Source organism: Streptomyces sp. NPDC047042 (assembly GCF_040644035.1).
GTDB lineage: Bacteria > Actinomycetota > Actinomycetes > Streptomycetales > Streptomycetaceae > Streptomyces.
The window spans coordinates 36,639-56,914 of record NZ_JBEYVP010000032.1; the positions used below are offsets into that span (position 1 = coordinate 36,639).

The following is a 20,276-nucleotide window of genomic DNA, read 5'->3' on the forward strand; positions in this document are numbered from 1 at the left end:
GGGGTGGTCGACCGCGCCCGGGCGGGCTCAGCCGCGGAGGCTGCCGTCGGCCTCGGCCGTCGGGCCCGGCATCGGCAGGGTGATGGGACGGAAGGTCCTGGTCAGGGCGTCCTCGCTGCGCGGTAGGGAGTGGCCGTAGGTCCGAGGTGAACGGCCCAGCTGGGGGTGGTCGACCGCGCCCGGGCGGGCTCAGCCGCGGAGGCTGCCGTCGGCCTCGGCCGTCGGGCCCGGCATCGGCAGGGTGATGGGACGGAAGGTTCCTGGTCAGGGCGTCCTCGCTGCGCGGTAGGGAGTGGCCGTAGGTCCGAGGCGAACGGCCAAGTTGGGGGCGGTCGACCGCGCCCGGGCGGGCTCAGCCGCGGAGGCTGCCGCCGGCCTCGGCCGCCAGGCCCGACATCATCAGGGTGATCGCACGGAACGTCATGGTCAGGGCGTCCTCCCTGTCCGGTGCGGCGGCGATGATCTGGTTGCCCTCGCACAGGCCGGCCAGCAGCAGCCGGGCGACCGTGGTGATGGGCACCTCGGGTCGCAGTTCACCGCGTTCGGCCAGCGCGGTCAGCAGCCGTTCGATCGGTGGCTGGGCGACGGTGTCGTTGATGTGCCGGTACAGGCCGCCCAGGACCGAGGGTGCCTGAACCATCAGTTCCCGGTGCAGAGGGTCGTCGATGGTCCGCCTCAGGAAGGCGTGCGTGAGGTCGTCCACCGCGTCCATGGCGGGCACGCCGGGTGCCGCGGCACAGATCGTTTCGCGCGTCGCGTCGCCCAGGACGCCGACCTGCTCAAGCAGCTCGGTGTAGAGCTCGGCGAACATCGCCTTCTTGTCCGGGAAGTGGTGGTAGAAGGTGCCCTTGCTCACCAGCGCCGCCCCGGTGATCGCCTCGACCGACGTCTCGGCGAACCCGTTGTCCACGAACAGCTTCCGAGCGGCCGTCACCAGGTCCGCCCGGGTCTGCTCCGCGTACATCTGTCGTCGGTTTGGCCCTCGCATGCGCACCATCGTATATTCGATGACCTGAGGTCAGTGAATGACTCGAAGTCATTCGATGGACGTCGGACAGTGTCCTCCGGAAGACAGGCGAAGCCGTGGAGAAGCGCAGGATCGTGCTGCTGGGCGCGACGGGGTACACCGGGCAACGTGTGCTCCGGGAATTGCTCGCGCGAGGGGAGAAGCCGACCTTGGTCGGGCGGAGCCGGACCAGGATGCTGGCCCTGGCCGACCGCTTCGAGGCGGACCTGCCGGTGGCCGAGGTCGACGTCACGTCGACGGCCGACCTCACGCGCCTCCTGGAGCCCACCGATGTCGTGCTCTCCACGATCGGGCCCTTCATGCGGCTCGGCATGGCCACGGCCACGGCCGCCGCGCGGGCGGGGGCACACTATTTCGACTCGACGGGGGAGGGGAACTTCGCCCGCCGCGTGCTTTTCGAGCTGGACGCCGTCGCGTCCGTCCGTGGCGCGACCCTCGTGCCCGCGTTCGGGTACGACTACGTGCCGGGCAACCTCGCCGGCGCCCTCGCCCTGACCCGGGCGGGCGAGCGGGCACGCCACGTCGAGGCCGGCTATTTCATCACCCGTTCCGGACACGGGGACGAGCTGCTCTACCGCAGCACCCTGCGCGACTCCTTCACCCTGACCACGGGAGGCACCCGTCAGACGCTCGTCGGTGCGGCGGCCGAGGACGGGTTCGCCTTCCGCAGCCCGCGCCCCTGGGCCGCCGCCCGGGTGGTCGACGAGCGCACGGGCAAGCGGGTGCGGACCTTCCACTACGGCGGCGTGAAACGAACGGCGATGACCGTCCCGGGCACGGAGCATCTGGGACTGCCGGAGGTCTTCCCGCAGCTGGAGAGCGTCGAGGTGGGCCTCGGCTGGTTCGGGCGGTGGACCCGCCCGGTACAGCTCGCCGCCACGATCCAGGCACCCCTGCTGCGCTCGGCGAGGGTACGGGCGGCGCTGGCACGCTGGTCCGAGAAGCTCCCGGGATCGCAGCGCGAGCCCGACACCGACGGCCGTTCCCTGGTGATCGCCGTCGCCCGCGACGGCCACGGCCGGCCCCTGGCCGTGACGGCACTCACCGGACCCGATCCGTACGAGATGACGGGAGCGCTCCTGGCCTGGGGAGCCGTCCACGCGGCCAGCCCGGATACCGTCCTCAAGCCCGGTGCGCACGGCCCCGTCGCCGCTTTCGGGCTAGAGACCCTCAAGCTCGGCGCCGCCGAGGCCGGAGTGCACGAAGTCGACGGGGCGGCGGCCCACCGCCGATGATGGCTGAACGGGCATAGATCACGGCGCCGGGGCGCTGAAACGAACGCCCGGAGAACCGTTGTGCAGTTGGTTAACAGAGATTGTTCGATCGGGAGCGGGCCGGCCCCTCGCCGGGACCGGCCGCCCCAGCGGAAAGGAAGCCGTCCATGGACGAGCAGGGTGAGCGCTTCGACGTCGTCGTTCTCGGTGCGGGTCCCGGCGGGTACGTAGCCGCCATCCGGGCCGCCCAACTGGGCAAGCGCGTAGCGGTCGTCGAGGAGAAGTACTGGGGCGGCGTCTGTCTGAACGTGGGCTGTATCCCCACCAAGGCCCTGCTGCGCAACGCCGAGCTCGCGCACATCTTCACGCGCGAGGCGAAGACCTTCGGCATCAAGGTGGACGGGGAGGTCTCCTTCGACTATGGCGAGGCCTTCAGCCGCAGCCGGAAGGTCGCGGACGGCCGGGTCAAGGGCGTCCACTATCTGATGAAGAAGAACAAGATCACGGAGGTCAGCGGTCGCGGCACCTTCCTCGACCCGCACACCCTCCAGGTGGCCGACTACGAGGGCAACACCCGCACCATCGGCTTCGAGCACTGCATCATCGCCGCCGGAGCGACTCCCAAGCTGCTGCCCGGCACCCGCCGCACGTCGCGTGTGGTGACGTTCGAGGAGCAGATCCTCGCCGACGACCTCCCCCAGTCGATCGTGATCGCGGGTGCCGGGGCCATCGGTGTCGAGTTCGCCTACATCCTGCGCAACTACGGCGTGCAGGTCACCATCGTCGAGTTCCTGGACCGGATCGCCCCGCTGGAGGACGCCGAGGTCTCCGCCGAACTGGCCAAGCAGTACCGGAAGTTGGGCATCGACGTCCTCACCTCGACCCGCGTCGAGTCGATCGACGAGTCCGGCCCGCAGGTCCGGGTCACCGTCACCGGCAAGGACGGCGCCCAGCAGGTCCTGGAGGCCGACAAGGTCCTGCAGGCCATCGGCTTCGCCCCGAACATCACCGGCTACGGCCTGGAGAACACCGGCGTACGTGTCACCGAGCGCGGCGCGATCGACGTCGACGGCCGCTGCCGTACGTCCGTCCCGCACATCTACGCCATCGGCGACGTCACCGCGAAGCTGATGCTCGCCCACGCCGCCGAGGCGATGGGCATGGTCGCCGCCGAGACGATCGCGGACGCGGAGACCATGGAACTGGACTACGTGATGATCCCGCGCTCCACCTTCTGCCAGCCGCAGATCGCCAGCTTCGGCTACACCGAGGCGCAGGCGAGGGAGAAGGGCTACGACGTCCAGATCGCCAAGTTCCCCTTCACCGCGAACGCGAAGGCCCACGGCCTGGGCGACGCGACCGGCTTCGTGAAGCTGATCAGCGACGCCAAGTACGGCGAGCTCCTGGGCGGCCACCTCATCGGCCCGGACGTCACCGAACTCCTCCCCGAGCTGACCCTGGCCCAGCAGTGGGACCTCACGGTCCACGAACTCGCCCGCAACGTCCACGCCCACCCCACTCTCGGCGAAGCGGTCAAGGAAGCGCTCCACGGCCTCGCCGGCCACATGATCAACATGTAGCGCGAGGCCCCGGCCCCCGTGCGCACGGGGGCCGGGCGCCGGTGCCTCCTCACTGACGGCGATGTCTCACACCGTCGCGCGGATGATCCCCACGGTTCGGGCCAGGTGGGGCTCCGCACGGTCCGCGCGGTGGGCGACCGCCAGCTCCACGCGGGCGTCCGCCCCGGTCAGGGGGAGGTAGGCGACCCCGTCGAGCGCGAGCGCGGTCACGGGTTCGGGTACGACCGCTACGCCGAGTCCGCCGGCCACGAGCGTGACCAGCGTCGAGGTCTCGCCGACCTCGTGCCGGATGTGCGGCTCGACACCGGCGTCACGCAGGAGGCCCAGGACGACGTCGTACATCACCGACCGGCGGTCGGCGGAGTGCACGATCAGATCCGCACCCGCGAGGTCCGCGGCGCGCAGTCGTTTCCGGCGGGCCAGCGGATGGTCCACCGGTACGGCGACGACGAGCCGGTCCCGCCGCAGGGTGTGCACCGTGAGGGAGAGGTCGGCCGCGGGCGGACGCAGCAGCGCGACGTCGATCGCGCCGGTGCGCAGCGCCTCGACCTGGTCGGGCGCGAGCATCTCGCCGCGGAAGGCGAAGTCGACGCCGGGAAGCTCCTCCGAGAGCCGTCGGGAGAGCGCGGGCAGAAGGCTGTACGTCGCCGATCCCACGCACCCGATCGCGAGATGGCCGACCGTACCGGCGGCGACCCGGCGTGCGTGATGGGTGGCCTCGTCGATGTCGGCGAGGATCGCGCGCGCCCGCTCCAGGTACGCCCGCCCGGCCTCGGTGAGGTCGACGCGCCGGGTGGTTCGATGGAGCAGATCGACCCCGAGCTCGGCCTCCAGCTGGCGGATCTGCTGGGAGAGCGGCGGCTGGGCCATGTGGAGCCGCTCGGCGGCGCGACCGAAGTGGAGCTCCTCGGCCACCGCCACGAAGTACCGCAGGTGACGCAGATCCATATGTCGTCCGTATCAATCGGCGCAGATATGTGTACTTCAGAATATTGTGGCCCGGGGCTAGCGTCGTTGTCATGAGTGCTTTCATCTACGCCGCGACGCGAACCCCGTTCGGCCGCTTCAACGGCGCGCTGGCCGGTGTCCGACCCGACGACCTCGCCGCTGCCGCGATCACCTCGACGCTCGCCGGGGTCCCGGAACTGGACCCCGCCGCGATCGACGACGTGGTGTGGGGCAACGCCAACGGCGCCGGCGAGGAGAACCGCAACGTCGGCCGGATGGCCGCGCTGCTCGCCGGGCTCCCGGTGAGCGTGCCCGGCACCACGGTCAACCGGCTGTGCGGATCGAGCCTCGACGCGGCGATGGCGGCGAGCCGGACGATCGAGTCCGGCGACGCCGAGGTGGTGCTGACCGGCGGTGTGGAGTCGATGACACGGGCGCCTTGGGTGCTGCCCAAGTCGGCCAAGCCGTTCCCGGCCGGCGATGTCACCGCGGTCTCGACCACGCTCGGCTGGCGCCTGGTCAACCCACGCATGCCGAAGGAGTGGACGGTCGCCCTTGGCGAGGCCAACGAACAGCTCCAGGACCGCTTCGGGATCTCCCGCGAGCGCCAGGACGAGTTCGCCGCCCGCTCCCACCGACTCGCCCACGAGGCATGGGAATCGGGCTTCTACGACGATCTGGTGACACCGGTCGAAGGCGTCGCCCTGACCCGCGACGAGAGCATCCGAGCCGGATCCACACCCGACGTGCTCGCCGGTCTCAAGACCTCCTTCCGTACGCCGGAGCAGGGCGGCACGATCACGGCGGGCAACGCCAGCCCGCTCAACGACGGTGCGTCGGCGGTGCTGTTGGGCAGTGAGCGGGCCGCCGCCACGATCGGGGCCGAGCCGGTCGCCCGTATCGCTGGTCGCGGCGTGATGGCACTGGAGCCGCAGGCCTTCGGCTATGCCCCGGTCGAGGCCGCGAACCGTGCGCTGGCCAGGGCCGGGATCGGCTGGGACCAGGTGGGCGCGGTCGAGCTCAACGAGGCCTTCGCCGTCCAGTCGCTGGCCTGCGTCGACGCGTGGAAGATCGACCCGGGCATCGTGAACCAGAAGGGCGGTGCCATCGCGATCGGGCACCCGCTGGGCGCCTCGGGCGGCCGGATCCTCGCCACCCTCGCCAAGGTGCTGCGCGAGACAGGGCAGCGCTACGGCGTCGCCGCGATCTGCATCGGGGTCGGTCAGGGCCTGGCCGTCGTACTCGAGAACTGCGATGTCACCGGGGCGGGCCGATGAGCAGGGCGGAGATCGTCGAGAGCGCTGATGCGGCGGTCGCCGGGATCCAGGACGGCTCCACCGTCCTCGTCGGGGGCTTCGGCCTGGCCGGAATGCCGTTCGATCTGATCGACGCGCTCATCCGGCAGGGCGCGAAGGACCTCACCATCGTGTCCAACAACGCCGGCAACGGCGAGGTCGGACTGGCCGCGCTGCTGGCCGCCGGCCGGGTGCGCAAGGTGCTCTGCTCCTTTCCTCGACAGGCCGACTCGTATGTCTTCGACGGCCTCTACCGCGAGGGGAAGGTCGAGCTCGAAGTCGTGCCACAAGGCAACCTCGCCGAACGGCTGCGCGCGGCCGGCGCCGGCATCGGCGCGTTCTACTGCCCGACCGCGGTCGGCACACCGCTGGCCGAGGGCAAGGAGGAGCGGGAGATCGACGGCCGCAAGTACCTGCTGGAGTACCCCATCAAGGGCGACTACGCGCTGATCGGCGCGCATACGGCGGACACCCTGGGCAACCTCGTCTACCGCAGGACCGCCCGCAACTTCGGACCGGTCATGGCCACGGCCGCGACGACGACCGTCGTCCAGGTGGACAAGGTCGTCGAGCCCGGGACGCTCGACCCCGAGGCCGTCGTCACCCCGTCCATCTACGTCGACCGGGTCGTCCAGGTGAAGGCCCGTCACTACACCGTCCAGGGGGCACGATGACCACCACGTCGAGCGATCGCGCACACGCCGGGGCACCGACGAGCGCCGACCATCAGTTCTCCATGGACGAACTGGCCGCCGTCATCGCACGCGACATCCCGTCCGGTTCCTTCGTCAACCTCGGCATCGGACAGCCCACCAAGATCGCCGACCATCTGCCGGCCGGCTCCGGAGTGGTACTGCACACCGAGAACGGCATGCTCAACATGGGCCCGAAGGCCGAGGGCGACGAGGTCGACCCCGACCTGACCAACGCCGGCAAGGTACCGGTGACCGAGCTGCCGGGGGCGTCGTACTTCCATCACGCGGACTCCTTCGCGATGATGCGCGGCGGACACCTCGACGTCTGCGTCCTCGGGGCGTACCAGGTCGCTGTCAACGGCGACCTCGCCAACTGGCACACCGGCAGGCCCGACGACATCCCCGCCGTCGGCGGGGCCATGGACCTCGCCATCGGCGCCAAGGACGTCTACGTGATGATGACGCTCTTCACCCGCTCCGGTGAGCCCAAGCTCGTACCCCACTGCACCTACCCGCTCACCGGCGTGGGCTGCGTCAGCCGTGTCTACACGGACTGGGGCGTCTTCGACGTCGGCGCCGACGGCATGCGCATCCGGGAGACGTACGGCATCAGCGCCCGCGAACTCGCCGAGCGCCTGGGTATGGCGGACCTCGGCTGATCCGCGACTGACCGTTCGGGCAACGTGCGTTGGCCCGTGGTCCGGTCACTTTGCCCTTCCCTCCCGGCGGTTCCTGGGGCAGAGTCGCGTTCTGAGGCGATGTAAGAGATCTCGTTCGAACGGAATCCTCCATGCGGCGTACCACGGAGTCTCGACGGAACACGGCCCCCGACCGCGAACAGACCAAGCCACAGACCTCCGTTCGCAGCCCCGGCACGATTCCCGCCACGACCGCCACGACCGCCACCGGGCGCCGCAGACCGCTCCGGGCCGGTTCGCCCGGTGCCCTGCAACCAGCGATCGGGAACGCGGCCGTCGCACGCATGATCGCGCGCGAACAGGATGGCGTGGGCGCCGACCAGGGCCACAGCGCCGTGCAGGCTCTCGGAGGCGGTGACGCGAGCCGGCCCGGTGCCGTGCGGGAGGCAGCGAGAACGGCCGGGCGTGGCGGCAGCCGACTGCCGGACGGTGTCCGTACGACCATGGAGAAGGCCTTCGGTACCACGCTCGACCATGTCAGGGTCTCGGTCGACCAGCAGGCCGCCGCGAGCATCGACGCCAAGGCGTACACCGTCGGCAGCAACATAGTCGTCCAGAGCGCGAGCGTCCTGCGCGATGTCGAGACGATGGCCCACGAGATCCACCACACCACCCAGCGCGACGCCCCCGCGGGCCTCAGCGACCCGGACGGCAGCTGGGAGCGGGAGGCGTCCGACGTCGGCGCCCGGGTGGCCCGCGGCCAGAGCGTCCACCGCTGCGCCGCGGACGGCGGGGAGCACGAGGGCGACGGCGTCCACCGCGCGGCGATCCAGCGCCGAGTGGGCTTCGAGTTCGAGTCGCAGTGGCGTGTACGCGATCACAACAACCTGACTGCGGAGGACGAGCAGAACTACCAGAACGAGGTCTCGGAGCGCGACGCGGTCCGGGGCGCGCAGGTGTTGGCGACGATCGCCGACCGGCGATATCACGTCGAGCTCCTGGACGATACCGAAAAGGCCATGTCGGCAGCGGAGCTGAAGAGCAGGTGGCTCGCCCCCGTGGCCGGGGGCAACCCCGACGAGTACCAGCTCACCGCCGGGGGCAGGGTGCGGCTCGGACGGCTGCGGCAGGAGGCCTCCCATGAGTACGACCAGCTCATGACCGCCGTCGAACTCCCGCTGCTCGGCAAGAAGCTGATCCGGGAGACCCCCATCCGCGGCCGGGACGTCCCCAAGATGGGCAGTGTCGGCGGCGGCAGGAACTACCGGCTCACCTCGGACGTCAGCCCGACAGGCGGCTCGGCCCTGGAGTGGGTGACCGATCCGCTGAGCACGAGGGACGACGTCGTCGAGGTGATGGGCGCGATCACCCGGGTCTCGGCCGCCATGGACGCGCGGCAGAACGAGGAGTCCTTCCTGCTCGAGGACGTCCAGGTCGAAGGTTTCCAGGGGAGCCCCGGGTTCATGGTGTTCCCGCTGCGCGGCGCGCTCCTCTACGAGCCCCAGATGACCGGCGGTTTCAAGCTGGACGAGCTGCCCCGGCTGCTGGAGTACCTCCAGGTACCGGACAAGGCTCCCCACATCCTGGGGCGGTCCGCCCACGAACGGCGCAGGGAGGCCAAGCAGGATCTGCACCGGACCACCGTCGGCACCGCCAACAGCATCCGTCGGTCGGCCGAGGAAGAGGCCAAGAGGCTTCCGCAGGAAAGCACCCGGGGCGAGTCGACGGACGGGCTGGTCGGACTGATCACCCTGATCGGCAGCTATCTCTCCTACGGTGCCGATCTGGAGATCAATCCGAACTCCAAGTCGATCGCGGGCGGATTCATGTCCCGGACCTCCTTCGCCCACAACTTCACGCTGCTGCCCCATCCACTGCGCATGTACTTCCGCAAGGACCCGGACAAGTTCGCCGCGTTCGCCCTGAAGGCGAGCGGTTTCCCGGAGCACGGGAACGAGCAGCTGTACTCCGGGCCCGTCGAGCACGGGGACGCCGGCCATCGCGAGCAGCGGCAGATTCCGCTGACCCGCGCCGAATGGCTCAAGGGCATACCAGTCGGCAAGGACCTGCTGCGGAACTACAAGCATCTGACCGAGGCGGAGAAGAACCAGGTCGGCGACCGCAAGGACGACTGGGACCACATCCACGGCTCGCTCGGCGCGCTCGGTTCGGTGGACGACAGGGTGGGCAGGTCGGGCAAGGAGGAGGTCGCCCTGGTCGCCGAGCTGCGCAGGATGAAGGCGGACCTGCGCACCGCTGACCTCATGCCTCTCGCCCTCGCCGCCTACGACCTGATCCAGCGCCTGAACGAGGGAAAGCCCCTCAAGTACGAGAAGGGGAGGGGATAGCGCGCGCTGTGAACAGCGGCTAGCAGGGAGAGGCCCGGCCGAGGATCGCCCGGCGCGTGCCGAGAGCGGCGGCCAGCAGGCCTTCGTCCAGTCTCATCTCGGCGTCGCGGGTGGAGTCGTTGACGGGGATACGGGTACGCCGGTCGATCAGCACCGTCACGGCCGATAGCGCGGGGCGCGCGTGGGCGCCCAGCCGGGCGAGACCGGCCAGGTAGTACTCGCCGAACCCGTAGTCGGCCAGCTGCGGCGTCATGAGCGCGAGCACCCGGGGGCCCGCGGACGGACCGGCGTGCCGCAGCCACAACGGGGCGCACTCCGCTTGCGAGCGCCCGGGGTGACGAAAGGTCAGGTTGTACAACTGCGCCGCCTGCCGGAAGGACAGCGGACCGGCGTCCAGCAGGGCAGCGAAAATCTCGGGGGCGTGAGCGAGGCGGGTAATGCCCACAGGCTTGGCGGCGAGGAGCGCGGCGGCGGACGCATTGTCGTACACCGGCGCGGCGGACGGCCGGCGGCGGGCCCTCGGGGACGGCGCGCGGTGGACTTCGTTGAGGAGTGCGCCGTGCGTCCGCCTCGCTGCCTCGGAGATCGAGGCTGTCACGATCGCCGCGTCGAGAGCGGGCGTGGGCCTCTGGCGGTAGCAGCGGAGGAGGAGCGGCAGCAGCCTGGTCGGGGCCGCCCGCCAGCCGTGGCACGCCTCGCGGGCCAGCTCGGCGCCGATGTCCCGGGTGGCGGGATCGGCGAGGAGCCGGGCCACAAGGACGTACGTGTCCTGCTCGCGCCTCAGCCTGTACAGGGCCTGCCCCCAGAGCTGCCCGGCGTCCGCCAGGTGGTGGGCAGCCTCCCTGGCGTCGTGGAGGAGCGCGGCGTCCAGGGCGCGCCATCGCGTGGGTGGCGCCGACCGCAGAGTTTCCAGGTGCGCGAGGAAGCGGACCGACGCGAGGTCATCGTCCGTCAGGTGGGCGGCGGCCGGACCAAGTGCCCTGGCCAGGATGGTCCGTACGACAGGATCGGCGAGTTCGACGAGGGCCGACAGAACCGGGCCGGGCTGCCCGCAGCGACCGAAGATGCACGCGGCTCGGCGCCGCACCTCGTCGGCGGGGTCACTGAGCCGGGCCTCTGCCGCGTTGACCGCCTCTGGCCAGGGCCGCTCGCGGGCCATGGAGCCGAGGAGGTCCAGGGCCTCGCGGCGCACGAAGGGGCTGTCCGCGTGCGCGAGTTGGAGCAGCCGGGTGGCGACGGGGCCGGTGCGGTCGGCGCGTACGGCCTCGAAGAGCGCGACACGGGAAGGGTGGGCGGGCGCCGTGGCGGTACCGTCGGCCACGGCCTCGTCCGGCCATGTCATCGGGCGGGGCGGTGGTCGCCCTTCCGCGTTGAAGTTTCGATCATGCGGCCGATGATCCCACAATCTCCACCGGCCCTTCGTGCTTTTCAGCTGCCGTGCCGATTTACGCGTGCCGCTGATACAACCCTCCGGCCGAGCGGACGGTCTCATGAGTGAGCGGGCAGTGACGGGGGCGGCTCACAGGGTTCACGGGGGCACCCTCGCTGACAACGGGGAGCAGTCATGAAGACAGGCACCTATCTGAAGATCGCGGTCGTCTCGGCGCTCACGGGGGCGACCGTGACCGTCGCGCCGGCCGCCGTCTCCGCGGCGGACGTTCCGGCTTCCGTCGCACCACCCGCCGCCGCCCGGACCTCGGCTCCGGCTTGGCACACCTCTCTGGCAGGGACACTCAAGGAGTCCGCGCTCTTCGACATCGCATCCGTCGGCCCGAACGACGCCTGGGCGGTGGGAATCCAGTGGGTCAGCTCGGTCGGCCAGGGCGTGATCCTGCGCTGGAACGGCAGCTCCTGGCAGCGGGAGTCGACCCCCGGCGTGGGACAGACCGGCGTATGGCATGCCGTGGACGGAGTGTCCGCGCGCGATGTGTGGGCGTACGGCTGGGACCAGCAGGGCGAGACGCTGGCGCACTTCGACGGCAAGCAGTGGAAGGAGGCGCCGCTGCCCGAGGAGAAGGGCTACGGCAACGCGAAACTCGCCGCCGCCCCCGGCCGGGTCTGGCTCGTGAGCGACACCGCGATCAACACTTACGCCCACGGCGTCTGGCAGAGCACACCCCTCCCGGCCGGTCTCTTCATCAACGCCATCGAGGCGCGCACCTCCCACGACGCGTGGGCGGTCGGGCAGTTCGCGTACGCGGGCCGGCCCAGCCGGTCCGTGCTCATGCACTGGGACGGCCGGACGTGGACCGAGACCGCGCCCGCCGGCAACGACCTTCTGGCCACGGCCGTGTACCAGGAGTCCGCCCGCAGCGTCTGGGTCACCGCCCTGGCCCCGTACGTCGAGGACGAACCGCAGAAGACCCGCGTGCTGCACTGGAACGGCCGCACCTGGCGGGATGTCACCGGGCCGGTCGACGGACTGTGGGCCAATGCCATCACCGGCGACGGCAAGGGCACCGTCTGGGTCTCCGGCGACCCGTACGGCTACGAGGGCACTGCCCTCTACTGGCGCCTGCGCGGCGGCGTCTGGACCTCAGTGGCGGGTGACGCCGTCCCCGGCGGCCAGACCCAGGCGTACGACATCGAGGCCCTGGCGCCGACAGGCCGCGCCGGAAAGTTCTGGTCGGTCGGCAACTACTCACAGATCGTCGGAGAGTCCACCTCGGCCCAGTACGAACTGATCCAGCGTTCGACTCGCTGAACCCACGTTCCTGGAAAGCGAGTTGGCGGCCTCGTGGAGTGGCGCCGGCCTCGACCCGCAGTCGAGGCCGGTCGGCCACCCGACCTGCACCACGCCAGGGTTCAGAAGGCGTGCGCCATCAGCTCCGCGAACAGCGCTTCCTCGTCGACATCGAGGCCCCGCGAGCGGAACCAGCCGCAGATGTTGGCGCAGTCACGCTGGAGGAAGCCCATCCCGTTGAGATTGCCGACCAGGTCGACGATCTGCGGCAGGTCGATGACGACCAGCCGCTCACCCGCCGCCAGGATGTTGTACGCCGAGAGGTCGCCGTGCACGACCCCGTTCTGCACCATCGTCGCGAGCGCGTCGGTGAGCTGCTCGAAGTACGCCGCCAGCAGCTCGGGTGAGGGCCGGGTCTGGGCGAGTCGGGGTGCGGTTTGGACGGTGCCGTCCTCGTCGACGACGGTGATCCACTCCATCAGGATCTCGGTGCCGTCGATCTGGACCGGGTAGGGGACCGGCAACCCGAGATTCCAGAACCGCACCAGCGCACCCCACTCGGACACCGCCCACTCACCGGCCGCGACCTGCCGCCCGAAGGTGCTCTTGCGCTTGACGGCCCGCTCGTCCCGTGAGCGCTTCATCGAGCGGCCCTCGGTGTAGGACGCGGCGCGGTGGAAGCTGCGGTGCTCGGGGGAGCGGTACCGCTTGGCGGCCATGACCACGCCGGCAGCGGGGTCGAGCGGGTCGGAGCGCTCGACGAGGTGGACGTCGGCCTCCTTGCCGGTCTTGAGGACACCGAGCTCGGTGTCGATCGCGCCCTGCGAGGTCACCACCCAGTCCGGGAGAGGCTCGGGGCCGCGGCTGAGGGGTTCGACGCTGAGCCAGGTCGACCAGCGCTGGCCGTCCTCGAGCTCGTCGTCGTAGGCATGGAAGTCGAAGACGAACCGTGGGTCGACGTCGCTCAGGTCGTCCGACGGCGCGATGTGCCGGTGGCCGTCGCCGCCGAAGGCGTCAGGAAACGCCGGGTGTTCAGGGCGCTGAAGGTTCTGAAGGTGCTGCGGGTGCTGCGAGAGATTGTCGTGAGACATCGCTGGAGGTGCTCCATGAGGTGAGACGGAAGCGGTCTGCGGGCAGGCCGAGGACAGTCGTGGTCACGGTCGTGCCTCCTCTCGTGGAGCACCGGGCGGCTCCCGGTGTCGCGCCCATGGTGAGGGCCGGACACAAGGAACGGCAACTGAATAAAGCGGAAGGTGATTTACGGGCTCCAGCTCAGCCGACGCGCCTGAACCTGTTGAGGCCGCAGACAGTTCACTCCCGGTGGTGGCGTCTGGCCGGTGCGTCTGTTCCAGGGGGTCGACGACATCGAGGACACCGTTGCCCGACTGCGCCCTCATGGCGCCGAACTCCTCGGCGGGATCGCCCGGTTCGAGGACAGCTGTCTGCTCTGCTACGTCTGCGGACCGGAGGGCATCGTTGTCGGACTGGCCGAGCAACTGAGCTGAGCAGCCGGACGGTGAGCAGCCGGACGGTGACGGTGGGGAGACCGGGGCGTCGCCGCCGGTGGCGGCTTGTGCCGCCGCCGGCTCACCCCGGTGTACTTGTCGCGGTCCGGCTGTCAGGCCGCGACGAGCTCGCGCTCGCGGTCCGGCGTCGTCTCCTTGGGCTTCTTGTTCGGCAGCGAGAGCCGGAAGACCTTGTGCCACGCGGAGAACACCTGCTTGGGCAGCGGCCCGCTGACGTACTCCAGCTCGTACTTCTCGAACAACGCGCGCACCTTCACGGCGACCTCGGCGTACCGGTTGCTCGGCAGGTCCGGGAAGAGGTGGTGCTCGATCTGGTGGGACAGGTTGCCGGTCATGAAGTGCATGGCCTTGCTGCCGCTGATGTTCGCCGAGCCCATCATCTGGCGCAGGTACCACTGGCCGCGCGTCTCGCCCTTGATCGACCGGCGCTCGAAGACCTGCACGCCCTCGGGGAAGTGCCCGCACATGATCACCGAGTGGGACCAGACGTTGCGGACCAGGTTCGCCGTGAACGTGGCGGCGAGCGTGGGAAGGAACGACGGGCCCGACAGCAGCGGGTGGATCACGTAGTCCTTGAGCACCTGCTTGCGGATCTTGCGGCCCACGGCCCTGGCCCGCGCCCGGAACTCCGGGTTCTTGCGGCGGCTCTTGCGCAGGTTCTTGCCGAGTTCCAGGTCGTACGCGGCGATGCCGTACTCGAAGAAGCAGGCGTTGATGAAGTTCCACAGCGGCTGGCCGAGGTGGAACGGGTACCACCTCTGGTCCTCGTCGACGCGCATGATGCCGTAGCCGAGGTCGTTGTCCTTGCCGATCACGTTGGTGTACGTGTGGTGCAGCTCGTTGTGCGAGTGCTTCCACTGGTCGGCCGGCGAGACGTGATCCCATTCCCAGGCGGTGGAGTGGATCTTCGGGTCCCGCATCCAGTCCCACTGGCCGTGCAGGATGTTGTGGCCGATCTCCATGTTGTCCATGATCTTCGCCACGGACAGACCGGCGGTACCGATCAGCCACGCGGGCGGGAAGATCGAGAACAACAGGACACCCCTGCTGACCAGCTCGAGCTTGCGCTGCGCCGAGATGACCTTGCGGATGTAGGCGGCGTCCTTCTCACCACGGCTGGCGATCACCTCGTCGCGGATCGCGTCCAGCTCTCGGCCGAGTTCCTCGATCTGCTCCGCGGTCAGGTGGGCGGTGGGGTCGATGGCGGTCAAGGTGTTCCTACCGTTCGATGTCGCAGGGGCCCGCCGCGGCGGACACACAGGTCTGGATGAGGACGCCCGGCTCGGCCTCGGTGATCTCGCCGGTGCGCAGGTCGCGGACGGCGCCCGCCTTGAGCGGTGTGACGCAGCCGAAGCAGATGCCCATGCGGCACCCGGAGGGCATCAGCACCCCGGCCTCCTCGCCGACGTCCAGCAACGGCGTGGCGCCGTCCGCGTCGACGGTCTTGCCGGTGGTACTGAACGTGACCTCGCCACCGTCGCCGGTGGCGACGACGGTGGGGCGGAAGCGTTCGGTGTGCAGGCGCTCCGGGACGCCGTACTCGGCCCAGTGCTTTTCGGCGGCGTCGAGCAGGCCCGCGGGCCCGCAGGCCCAGGTCTCGCGCTCGGCCCAGTCGGGCACGAGTTCGTCGAGACGGGTGATGTCGAGCATGCCGTCGGTCTCGGTGTGCAGCTCTACGAGACGCAGCTTCCTGTCCGCGACCAGGTCGTGCAGATCGTGGCGGAAGATCACGTCCTGCGGCTGCGGCGCCGAGTGGATCATGACGGCGTCGTCGAACTCGTGGTCGCGCAGCATGCCCATCACCGGGGTGATACCGCTGCCGGCCGTCAGATAGAGCACCTTGGCGGGCTTCGCCTCCGGCAGTACGAAGTCCCCGGTCGCCTGGTCCAGGTGGATCAGCGTGCCCGGTCGCGCCCTGCGGACCAGGTAGTTGCTGACCTTGCCGTCCGGGATCGCCTTCACGGTGATCGTGACGCGGCCGTCCCGGCGGTTCGTCGGCGAGGTGAGCGAGTACGCACGCCACAGGCGCACGCCGTCCACGTCGACCCCGATCCGCACGTACTGACCGGCCGTGTGCCCGCGCCAGCCCCGTCCCGGTCTGATCACGATGGTCGCGGCGTCACGTGTCTCGGGGCGAACGGCCTCGATGCGCCCTCGCAGGTCGGCGCCCGCGCGCAGCGGGCTGACCAGGTCGAGGTAGTCCGACGGCAACAGCGGCGTCGTGACCATCTCCAGCAGTTTCCAGGCCCTGGTGCGGAGGGCTGTACTCGTCATGAGTCCAGCTTGCTGCGCCTCAGGGCGTAAAGTCCTGTCCGCAGGACGTGAATCTGGTCGGCCGAATTGTTCGCAGGGAACAAAAAATGAGCCATGTGATGCGAAGGGCCACCGAGCTGGCCCTGGATGAGACGACGGTCACCGTACTGCGGGCCGCGCTGAGGTCCACCGCCGACGAGATCGTCCAGGCGATCATCGACGAGGTCCCTCCCTACGCCAACGCACTCTCGGGCCGCATGGGCGCCACCATCCGCCGGGCCGTCCGCACCGCCCTGGGCCACTACCTGGACCTCGCCAGCGGGAACGCCACGGGCGGCGACGCGGGTGACGCCGCGTACGAGCTGGGCCGCGGTGAGGTGCGCGACGGCCGTTCGATGGACGCCCTGCTCAGCGCCTACCGGGTCGGCGCCCGCGTGGCCTGGCGATGCCTGGCCGCGGGTGCCGTTCCGGCGGGTCTGCCCGCCGCCGAGGTCGCCAAGTTCGCCGAGCTGACCTTCGCCTACATCGACGAGCTCTCCGCCGCGAGCGCCGCGGGCCACGCCGACGAGCTGGCCGCCAGGGGCCGGGCTCATGAGCGCCACCTGGAACAACTGGTCCGTGATCTCCTCACCGGCGCGAGCCCGGACGTGCTGCTGGCCTCCGTTCAACTGGCGGGGTGGCAGCCTCCGGTCTCACTGACCGCGGTCCTGCTGCCCGCCGCCCAGGCCCGGCCCGCCTACCGCACGCTCGACCCGGGCACCCTCGTCCTCGACGATCTGCCGGACGCCGTCGGCGTGCTGCTCGTCCCCGACGCCGACCGGCCACACCTCCTGAGGCAGCTGACCGACCGCAACGCCGTGGTCGGCCCGGCCCGTCCATGGACTCGTGCGGCCGCCTCGTACGCACGAGCCCTGCGCGCGCGCTCCCTCTCCTCCGACATCCGCGACACCGAGGACCACCTGCCCGAACTGGTGCTGAGCGCCGACATGGACGCGTTCGCAGATCTGCGTGCCCGAGCCCTCGCACCGCTGCGGACCCTGCCGGTGGCGACCGCGCGGCGGCTGGAGGAGACGTTGCGCGCGTGGCTGCTGCACCACGGCAGGCGGGACGAGGTGGCGGCGGCGCTGTTCGTCCATCCCCAGACCGTCCGCTACCGCATGTCACAGCTGCGGGAGCTGTTCCCGGATCTCGGGTCGCCGCAGCGGGTCCTTGAACTGACACTGGCGGTCGGTCTCCGGGCTGCCTGACGCGCTCCTCGACCGCTCGCGACCGCGTCCGCGGAATTCTCGAGAGGGCGGCCTGTGCGGCCGCGCGCAGGCTCTCCCCGGCCGGCTCCAGGCGACTGAGGCGTCGCGCCGAGGCCAGCACATACGTACTGTCGGTACGCTGCCGCCCGCCGGATTTCAGCAGCCCCGCCTCAGTCAGCCGCGTGAGCATCACCTGCGGCATCCGGTCCGCCGCATCACCTTCGACCAGACGAGCGCGGAAATCGCACAGGACCGCCCGTCGCAGAGACAGAGATGCCCGAACTCAGTCCCTTGGCCGCAACGACATCAGGCCCGCCTCGACCACGGCACCGCCGCGCTGCCTCCCGGGCGGATCCCGCCCCCCGGCGCCCGGTGTAGTCACTTTTCAGCCATGCCGCTATGACTTCCCTGCACGGAAAGGTACTTCCGTACAGGAGCATGCACCTGACATCTTGCATCCACCACTCGTTACGTACGGTCCGGCCGGTGCCACCAGCACGGCCGGGTCGTCTTCGGAGGACGCATTGATACCCCTCACATTCAGCCGATCCAGACGCACACTGGTGCTGGCGGCCACGCTCGGCGCCACCCTCGCGTTGGGCGCCCCGGGCGCCCTCGCGGGCACGCTCCCCGTCGCCCCCTCCGCCCCCGCCACCAAGGCTCCCGCGCCGGCCGCGAAGGCCCCCGCTCCGGCCGCAGTGGCGGCTCCCCAGAGTGCCGGCTGGGTGGCCGGCACGCGTGCCTACCTCGTGATCACCGCCCCCGGTGACAGTTCGGCGGTCCGCTCCGCGATCGAGGCCAACGGCGGCACCGTCTTCTCGAACTTCGACGCCATCGGCGTGATCGTCGCGCACTCCGCGACCAGCGGTTTCGCCGCCACCATGCGCGGCGTCGCCGGCGTGCAGCAGGTCGGTGCCACGCGCACCTCGGACGTCCCGGCCGCCGCCTACAACCCGGCGATCCCGGCCAGTCCGGCCCAGGCGACGACCCCGGCCGGGGAACCGGTCCGGGCCGACATGAGCCAGATCAAGGCCGACCAGGCCTGGGCCGTGAACCCGGGCTCCGCCTCCGTCAAGGTCGGCATCCTGGACACCGGAGTGGACGACCAGCACCAGGACCTGGCGCCCAACTTCGACGCGGCCGACTCGGTCTCCTGCGCCTACGGCAAGCCCGACACCCGAGCCGGCGCCTGGCGGGACGTCGACACGCACGGCACCCACGTGGCGGGCACCGTCGCAGCGGCCAAGAACGGCAAGGGCGTCGTCGGCGTGGCCCCCGGGGTGACGATCGCCGCGGTCCGGGTCGCCGAGCCGGGCACCTCCCTCTTCTTCGCCGAGAACACCGTCTGCGGCTTCGTCTGGGCCGGTGACCACGGCTTCAAGGTCACCAACAACAGCTATTACACGGACCCGTGGCAGTTCAACTGCCCGGACAACATCGACCAGGCCGCCATCATCGAGGGCGTCAAGCGCGCCCAGGAGTACGCCGAGAGCAAGGGCTCCCTCCAGATCGCCGCCGCGGGCAACGAGAACTACGACCTCGCCCACAAGACGACCGACTCCGCGAGCCCGAACGACTCGACGCCGGTCACCCGCACCATCACCAACGCCTGCCTCGACATCCCGACCGAGCTGCCGGGCGTGGTCACCGTCGCGGCCAACGGTACGGGCGTCACCAAGGCCTCGTTCTCCAACTACGGTCAGGGCGTCATCGACGTCGCGGCGCCGGGCAGCAGCGTGTACTCCACCGTCCCCGGCGGTGGCTACGGCAGCAAGAGCGGCACCTCCATGGCCACCCCGCACGTGGTCGGCGTGGCGGCGCTCATCGCCAGCGCAAACCCGGGCATCACCCCGGCGGAGATCCGCGCCAAGCTGGCCACGCAGGCCAATGACATCGCCTGCCCCTCGGACAGCCGCTGCACGGGTACGACGGCCAACAACGCCTTCTTCGGCGAGGGACAGGTCGACGCCCTCAAGGCCGTCGGGGCCACCCCGCCGCCCGGCAAGTACTTCGAGAACCTCGCGGACTTCACCATCGCCGACAACGCGACCGTGGAGAGCCCGATCGCCGTCACCGGCGTCACCGGCAACGCCCCGGCCACCCTCAAGGTGGGCGTGGACATCAAGCACACCTACATCGGTGACCTGAAGGTCGACCTGGTGGCACCGGACGGCACCGTCTACACGCTGCACAACCACACCGGCGGCAGCGCCGACAACATCGCCCAGACCTACACCGTGGACGCCTCCGCGGAGGTCGCGAACGGCACCTGGAAGCTGCGCGTCAACGACAACGCCGCCTCCGACACAGGCAAGATCGACGCCTGGAACCTGACCTTCTAGCGCATGCCATATGTGCCTCGGCAGCGATGTACACAGCTGCCGAGGCACATATGCCGGAGGTGTCCAGAAAAGGGATGTCGCCGTCAGCGTCACTCAGGGCAAGGCATGTTGGAGACTGGCGAGGAGGCTCTGAGCCAACTGTGCGGTCCCGCTGTTCACTCCGGCGGCGGCACCCGCCGAAGCGCCCGCCGCGACGGGCACCAGGACTGTCCGGATCCGCTCGAGCAGGCCGCGCAGGCGGCCGGCGTCCGGCTCCTGCCGAGCCGCTTCGTCCAGCGCCGCCTCCGCGTCCCGACGCACACCTCTCTCGTCATCTGCACGCAGGCCCAGGAGTCCCAGTGCGTCCAGGAGGGCGCCGACCGCTTCGGCCAGGTCGCCGACCTCGGTGCTCGCGGGCAGGTACTGGCTCTGTGAGACGTTGTGGTTGCCGATGGCGATCTGGCTTCCGTGGATTGAGCCGTGGAACTGCGGCCCGTTCAT

General features: G+C 70.2%; 16 protein-coding genes and 1 pseudogene. 10 read left to right on the forward strand and 7 right to left on the reverse strand.

Annotated elements, in window-relative coordinates; translation table 11 throughout:
- Nucleotides 1–352 precede the first annotated feature (352 nt).
- Entirely contained in the window at nt 353–988 is a 636-nt protein-coding gene (locus ABZ855_RS32850; RefSeq protein WP_360813126.1) for a helix-turn-helix domain-containing protein, read from the reverse strand.
- Between the two features lie 50 nt (nt 989–1,038).
- On the opposite strand from ABZ855_RS32850, the gene ABZ855_RS32855 reads away from it, so the two are divergent.
- On the forward strand, nt 1,039–2,262 hold the full coding sequence (locus tag ABZ855_RS32855; RefSeq protein ID WP_360813260.1) for a saccharopine dehydrogenase NADP-binding domain-containing protein: 1,224 nt from the start codon (nt 1,039–1,041) through the stop codon (nt 2,260–2,262).
- A 146-nt stretch (nt 2,263–2,408) separates the two neighbouring features.
- On the forward strand, nt 2,409–3,821 hold the full coding sequence (gene lpdA / locus ABZ855_RS32860) for a dihydrolipoyl dehydrogenase (RefSeq protein WP_360813128.1): 1,413 nt from the start codon (nt 2,409–2,411) through the stop codon (nt 3,819–3,821).
- 66 nt (nt 3,822–3,887) lie between these two features.
- Here the strand turns inward: lpdA and ABZ855_RS32865 are convergent, their stop codons facing one another.
- Nucleotides 3,888–4,769, reverse strand: a complete 882-nt coding sequence (locus ABZ855_RS32865; RefSeq protein WP_360813130.1) for a LysR substrate-binding domain-containing protein — start codon at nt 4,767–4,769, stop codon at nt 3,888–3,890.
- Nucleotides 4,770–4,840: 71 nt separating this feature from the next.
- Here ABZ855_RS32865 and ABZ855_RS32870 point away from each other — a divergent pair, with 71 nt between their 5' ends.
- The 4 genes from ABZ855_RS32870 to ABZ855_RS32885 all read left to right on the forward strand — a co-directional run bounded on the left by ABZ855_RS32870 (nt 4,841) and on the right by ABZ855_RS32885 (nt 9,745).
- Nucleotides 4,841–6,046, forward strand: coding sequence for a thiolase family protein (locus tag ABZ855_RS32870; protein ID WP_360813132.1), 1,206 nt, complete (start codon nt 4,841–4,843; stop codon nt 6,044–6,046).
- Entirely contained in the window at nt 6,043–6,738 is a 696-nt protein-coding gene (locus ABZ855_RS32875; protein WP_360813134.1) for a 3-oxoacid CoA-transferase subunit A, read from the forward strand. Before ABZ855_RS32870 ends, ABZ855_RS32875 begins: the two co-directional genes overlap by 4 nt.
- Entirely contained in the window at nt 6,735–7,418 is a 684-nt protein-coding gene (locus ABZ855_RS32880; RefSeq protein ID WP_360813136.1) for a 3-oxoacid CoA-transferase subunit B, read from the forward strand. The genes ABZ855_RS32875 and ABZ855_RS32880 overlap by 4 nt, the downstream gene beginning before the upstream one ends.
- Before the next feature lie 131 nt (nt 7,419–7,549).
- The gene (locus ABZ855_RS32885; RefSeq protein WP_360813138.1) at nt 7,550–9,745 is read left to right on the forward strand and encodes a DUF4157 domain-containing protein; all 2,196 of its coding nucleotides are present in this window, start codon (nt 7,550–7,552) and stop codon (nt 9,743–9,745) included.
- Between the two features lie 19 nt (nt 9,746–9,764).
- On the opposite strand, the gene ABZ855_RS32890 is transcribed toward ABZ855_RS32885, so the two are convergent.
- A complete protein-coding gene (locus tag ABZ855_RS32890) occupies nt 9,765–11,087 on the reverse strand; it encodes a HEAT repeat domain-containing protein (RefSeq protein ID WP_360813140.1) in 1,323 nt (440 codons plus the stop codon).
- A 222-nt stretch (nt 11,088–11,309) separates the two neighbouring features.
- Between ABZ855_RS32890 and ABZ855_RS32895 the strand changes: the two genes are divergently transcribed.
- On the forward strand, nt 11,310–12,449 hold the full coding sequence (locus ABZ855_RS32895; protein WP_360813142.1) for a hypothetical protein: 1,140 nt from the start codon (nt 11,310–11,312) through the stop codon (nt 12,447–12,449).
- A 101-nt stretch (nt 12,450–12,550) separates the two neighbouring features.
- Here ABZ855_RS32895 and ABZ855_RS32900 read toward each other — a convergent pair whose 3' ends face one another.
- Complete coding sequence (locus ABZ855_RS32900; protein ID WP_360813144.1) at nt 12,551–13,519, reverse strand: RIO1 family regulatory kinase/ATPase; 969 nt, start codon at nt 13,517–13,519, stop codon at nt 12,551–12,553.
- Between the two features lie 264 nt (nt 13,520–13,783).
- Here ABZ855_RS32900 and ABZ855_RS32905 point away from each other — a divergent pair.
- Nucleotides 13,784–13,933 (forward strand): annotated as a pseudogene (locus tag ABZ855_RS32905) (VOC family protein); the annotation flags it as partial.
- A 113-nt stretch (nt 13,934–14,046) separates the two neighbouring features.
- Here ABZ855_RS32905 and ABZ855_RS32910 read toward each other — a convergent pair.
- Together ABZ855_RS32910 and ABZ855_RS32915 are read right to left on the reverse strand one after the other, a co-directional pair.
- Complete coding sequence (locus ABZ855_RS32910; protein ID WP_360813146.1) at nt 14,047–15,165, reverse strand: acyl-CoA desaturase; 1,119 nt, start codon at nt 15,163–15,165, stop codon at nt 14,047–14,049.
- Nucleotides 15,166–15,172: 7 nt separating this feature from the next.
- Nucleotides 15,173–16,228, reverse strand: coding sequence for a ferredoxin reductase (locus ABZ855_RS32915; protein ID WP_360813148.1), 1,056 nt, complete (start codon nt 16,226–16,228; stop codon nt 15,173–15,175).
- A gap of 86 nt (nt 16,229–16,314) precedes the next feature.
- Between ABZ855_RS32915 and ABZ855_RS32920 the strand changes: the two genes are divergently transcribed.
- Nucleotides 16,315–17,454, forward strand: coding sequence for a helix-turn-helix domain-containing protein (locus ABZ855_RS32920; protein WP_360813150.1), 1,140 nt, complete (start codon nt 16,315–16,317; stop codon nt 17,452–17,454).
- A gap of 563 nt (nt 17,455–18,017) precedes the next feature.
- Nucleotides 18,018–19,796, forward strand: a complete 1,779-nt coding sequence (locus tag ABZ855_RS32925; protein WP_360813152.1) for a S8 family serine peptidase — start codon at nt 18,018–18,020, stop codon at nt 19,794–19,796.
- Nucleotides 19,797–19,889: 93 nt separating this feature from the next.
- Here the strand turns inward: ABZ855_RS32925 and ABZ855_RS32930 are convergent, their stop codons facing one another.
- A complete protein-coding gene (locus ABZ855_RS32930; RefSeq protein WP_360813154.1) occupies nt 19,890–20,276 on the reverse strand; it encodes a hypothetical protein in 387 nt (128 codons plus the stop codon).

What these genes read in the sequence shown, in the direction of transcription:
- ABZ855_RS32850 (WP_360813126.1), bottom strand. Translation starts at nt 988, where the DNA reads ATGCGAGGGCCAAACCGACGACAGATGTACGCGGAGCAGACCCGGGCG.
- lpdA (WP_360813128.1), top strand. Translation starts at nt 2,409, where the DNA reads ATGGACGAGCAGGGTGAGCGCTTCGACGTCGTCGTTCTCGGTGCGGGT.
- ABZ855_RS32865 (WP_360813130.1), bottom strand. Translation starts at nt 4,769, where the DNA reads ATGGATCTGCGTCACCTGCGGTACTTCGTGGCGGTGGCCGAGGAGCTC.
- ABZ855_RS32870 (WP_360813132.1), top strand. Translation starts at nt 4,841, where the DNA reads ATGAGTGCTTTCATCTACGCCGCGACGCGAACCCCGTTCGGCCGCTTC.
- ABZ855_RS32875 (WP_360813134.1), top strand. Translation starts at nt 6,043, where the DNA reads ATGAGCAGGGCGGAGATCGTCGAGAGCGCTGATGCGGCGGTCGCCGGG.
- ABZ855_RS32880 (WP_360813136.1), top strand. Translation starts at nt 6,735, where the DNA reads ATGACCACCACGTCGAGCGATCGCGCACACGCCGGGGCACCGACGAGC.
- ABZ855_RS32885 (WP_360813138.1), top strand. Translation starts at nt 7,550, where the DNA reads ATGCGGCGTACCACGGAGTCTCGACGGAACACGGCCCCCGACCGCGAA.
- ABZ855_RS32890 (WP_360813140.1), bottom strand. Translation starts at nt 11,087, where the DNA reads ATGACATGGCCGGACGAGGCCGTGGCCGACGGTACCGCCACGGCGCCC.
- ABZ855_RS32895 (WP_360813142.1), top strand. Translation starts at nt 11,310, where the DNA reads ATGAAGACAGGCACCTATCTGAAGATCGCGGTCGTCTCGGCGCTCACG.
- ABZ855_RS32900 (WP_360813144.1), bottom strand. Translation starts at nt 13,519, where the DNA reads ATGTCTCACGACAATCTCTCGCAGCACCCGCAGCACCTTCAGAACCTT.
- ABZ855_RS32915 (WP_360813148.1), bottom strand. Translation starts at nt 16,228, where the DNA reads ATGACGAGTACAGCCCTCCGCACCAGGGCCTGGAAACTGCTGGAGATG.
- ABZ855_RS32920 (WP_360813150.1), top strand. Translation starts at nt 16,315, where the DNA reads ATGAGCCATGTGATGCGAAGGGCCACCGAGCTGGCCCTGGATGAGACG.
- ABZ855_RS32930 (WP_360813154.1), bottom strand. Translation starts at nt 20,276, where the DNA reads ATGAACGGGCCGCAGTTCCACGGCTCAATCCACGGAAGCCAGATCGCC.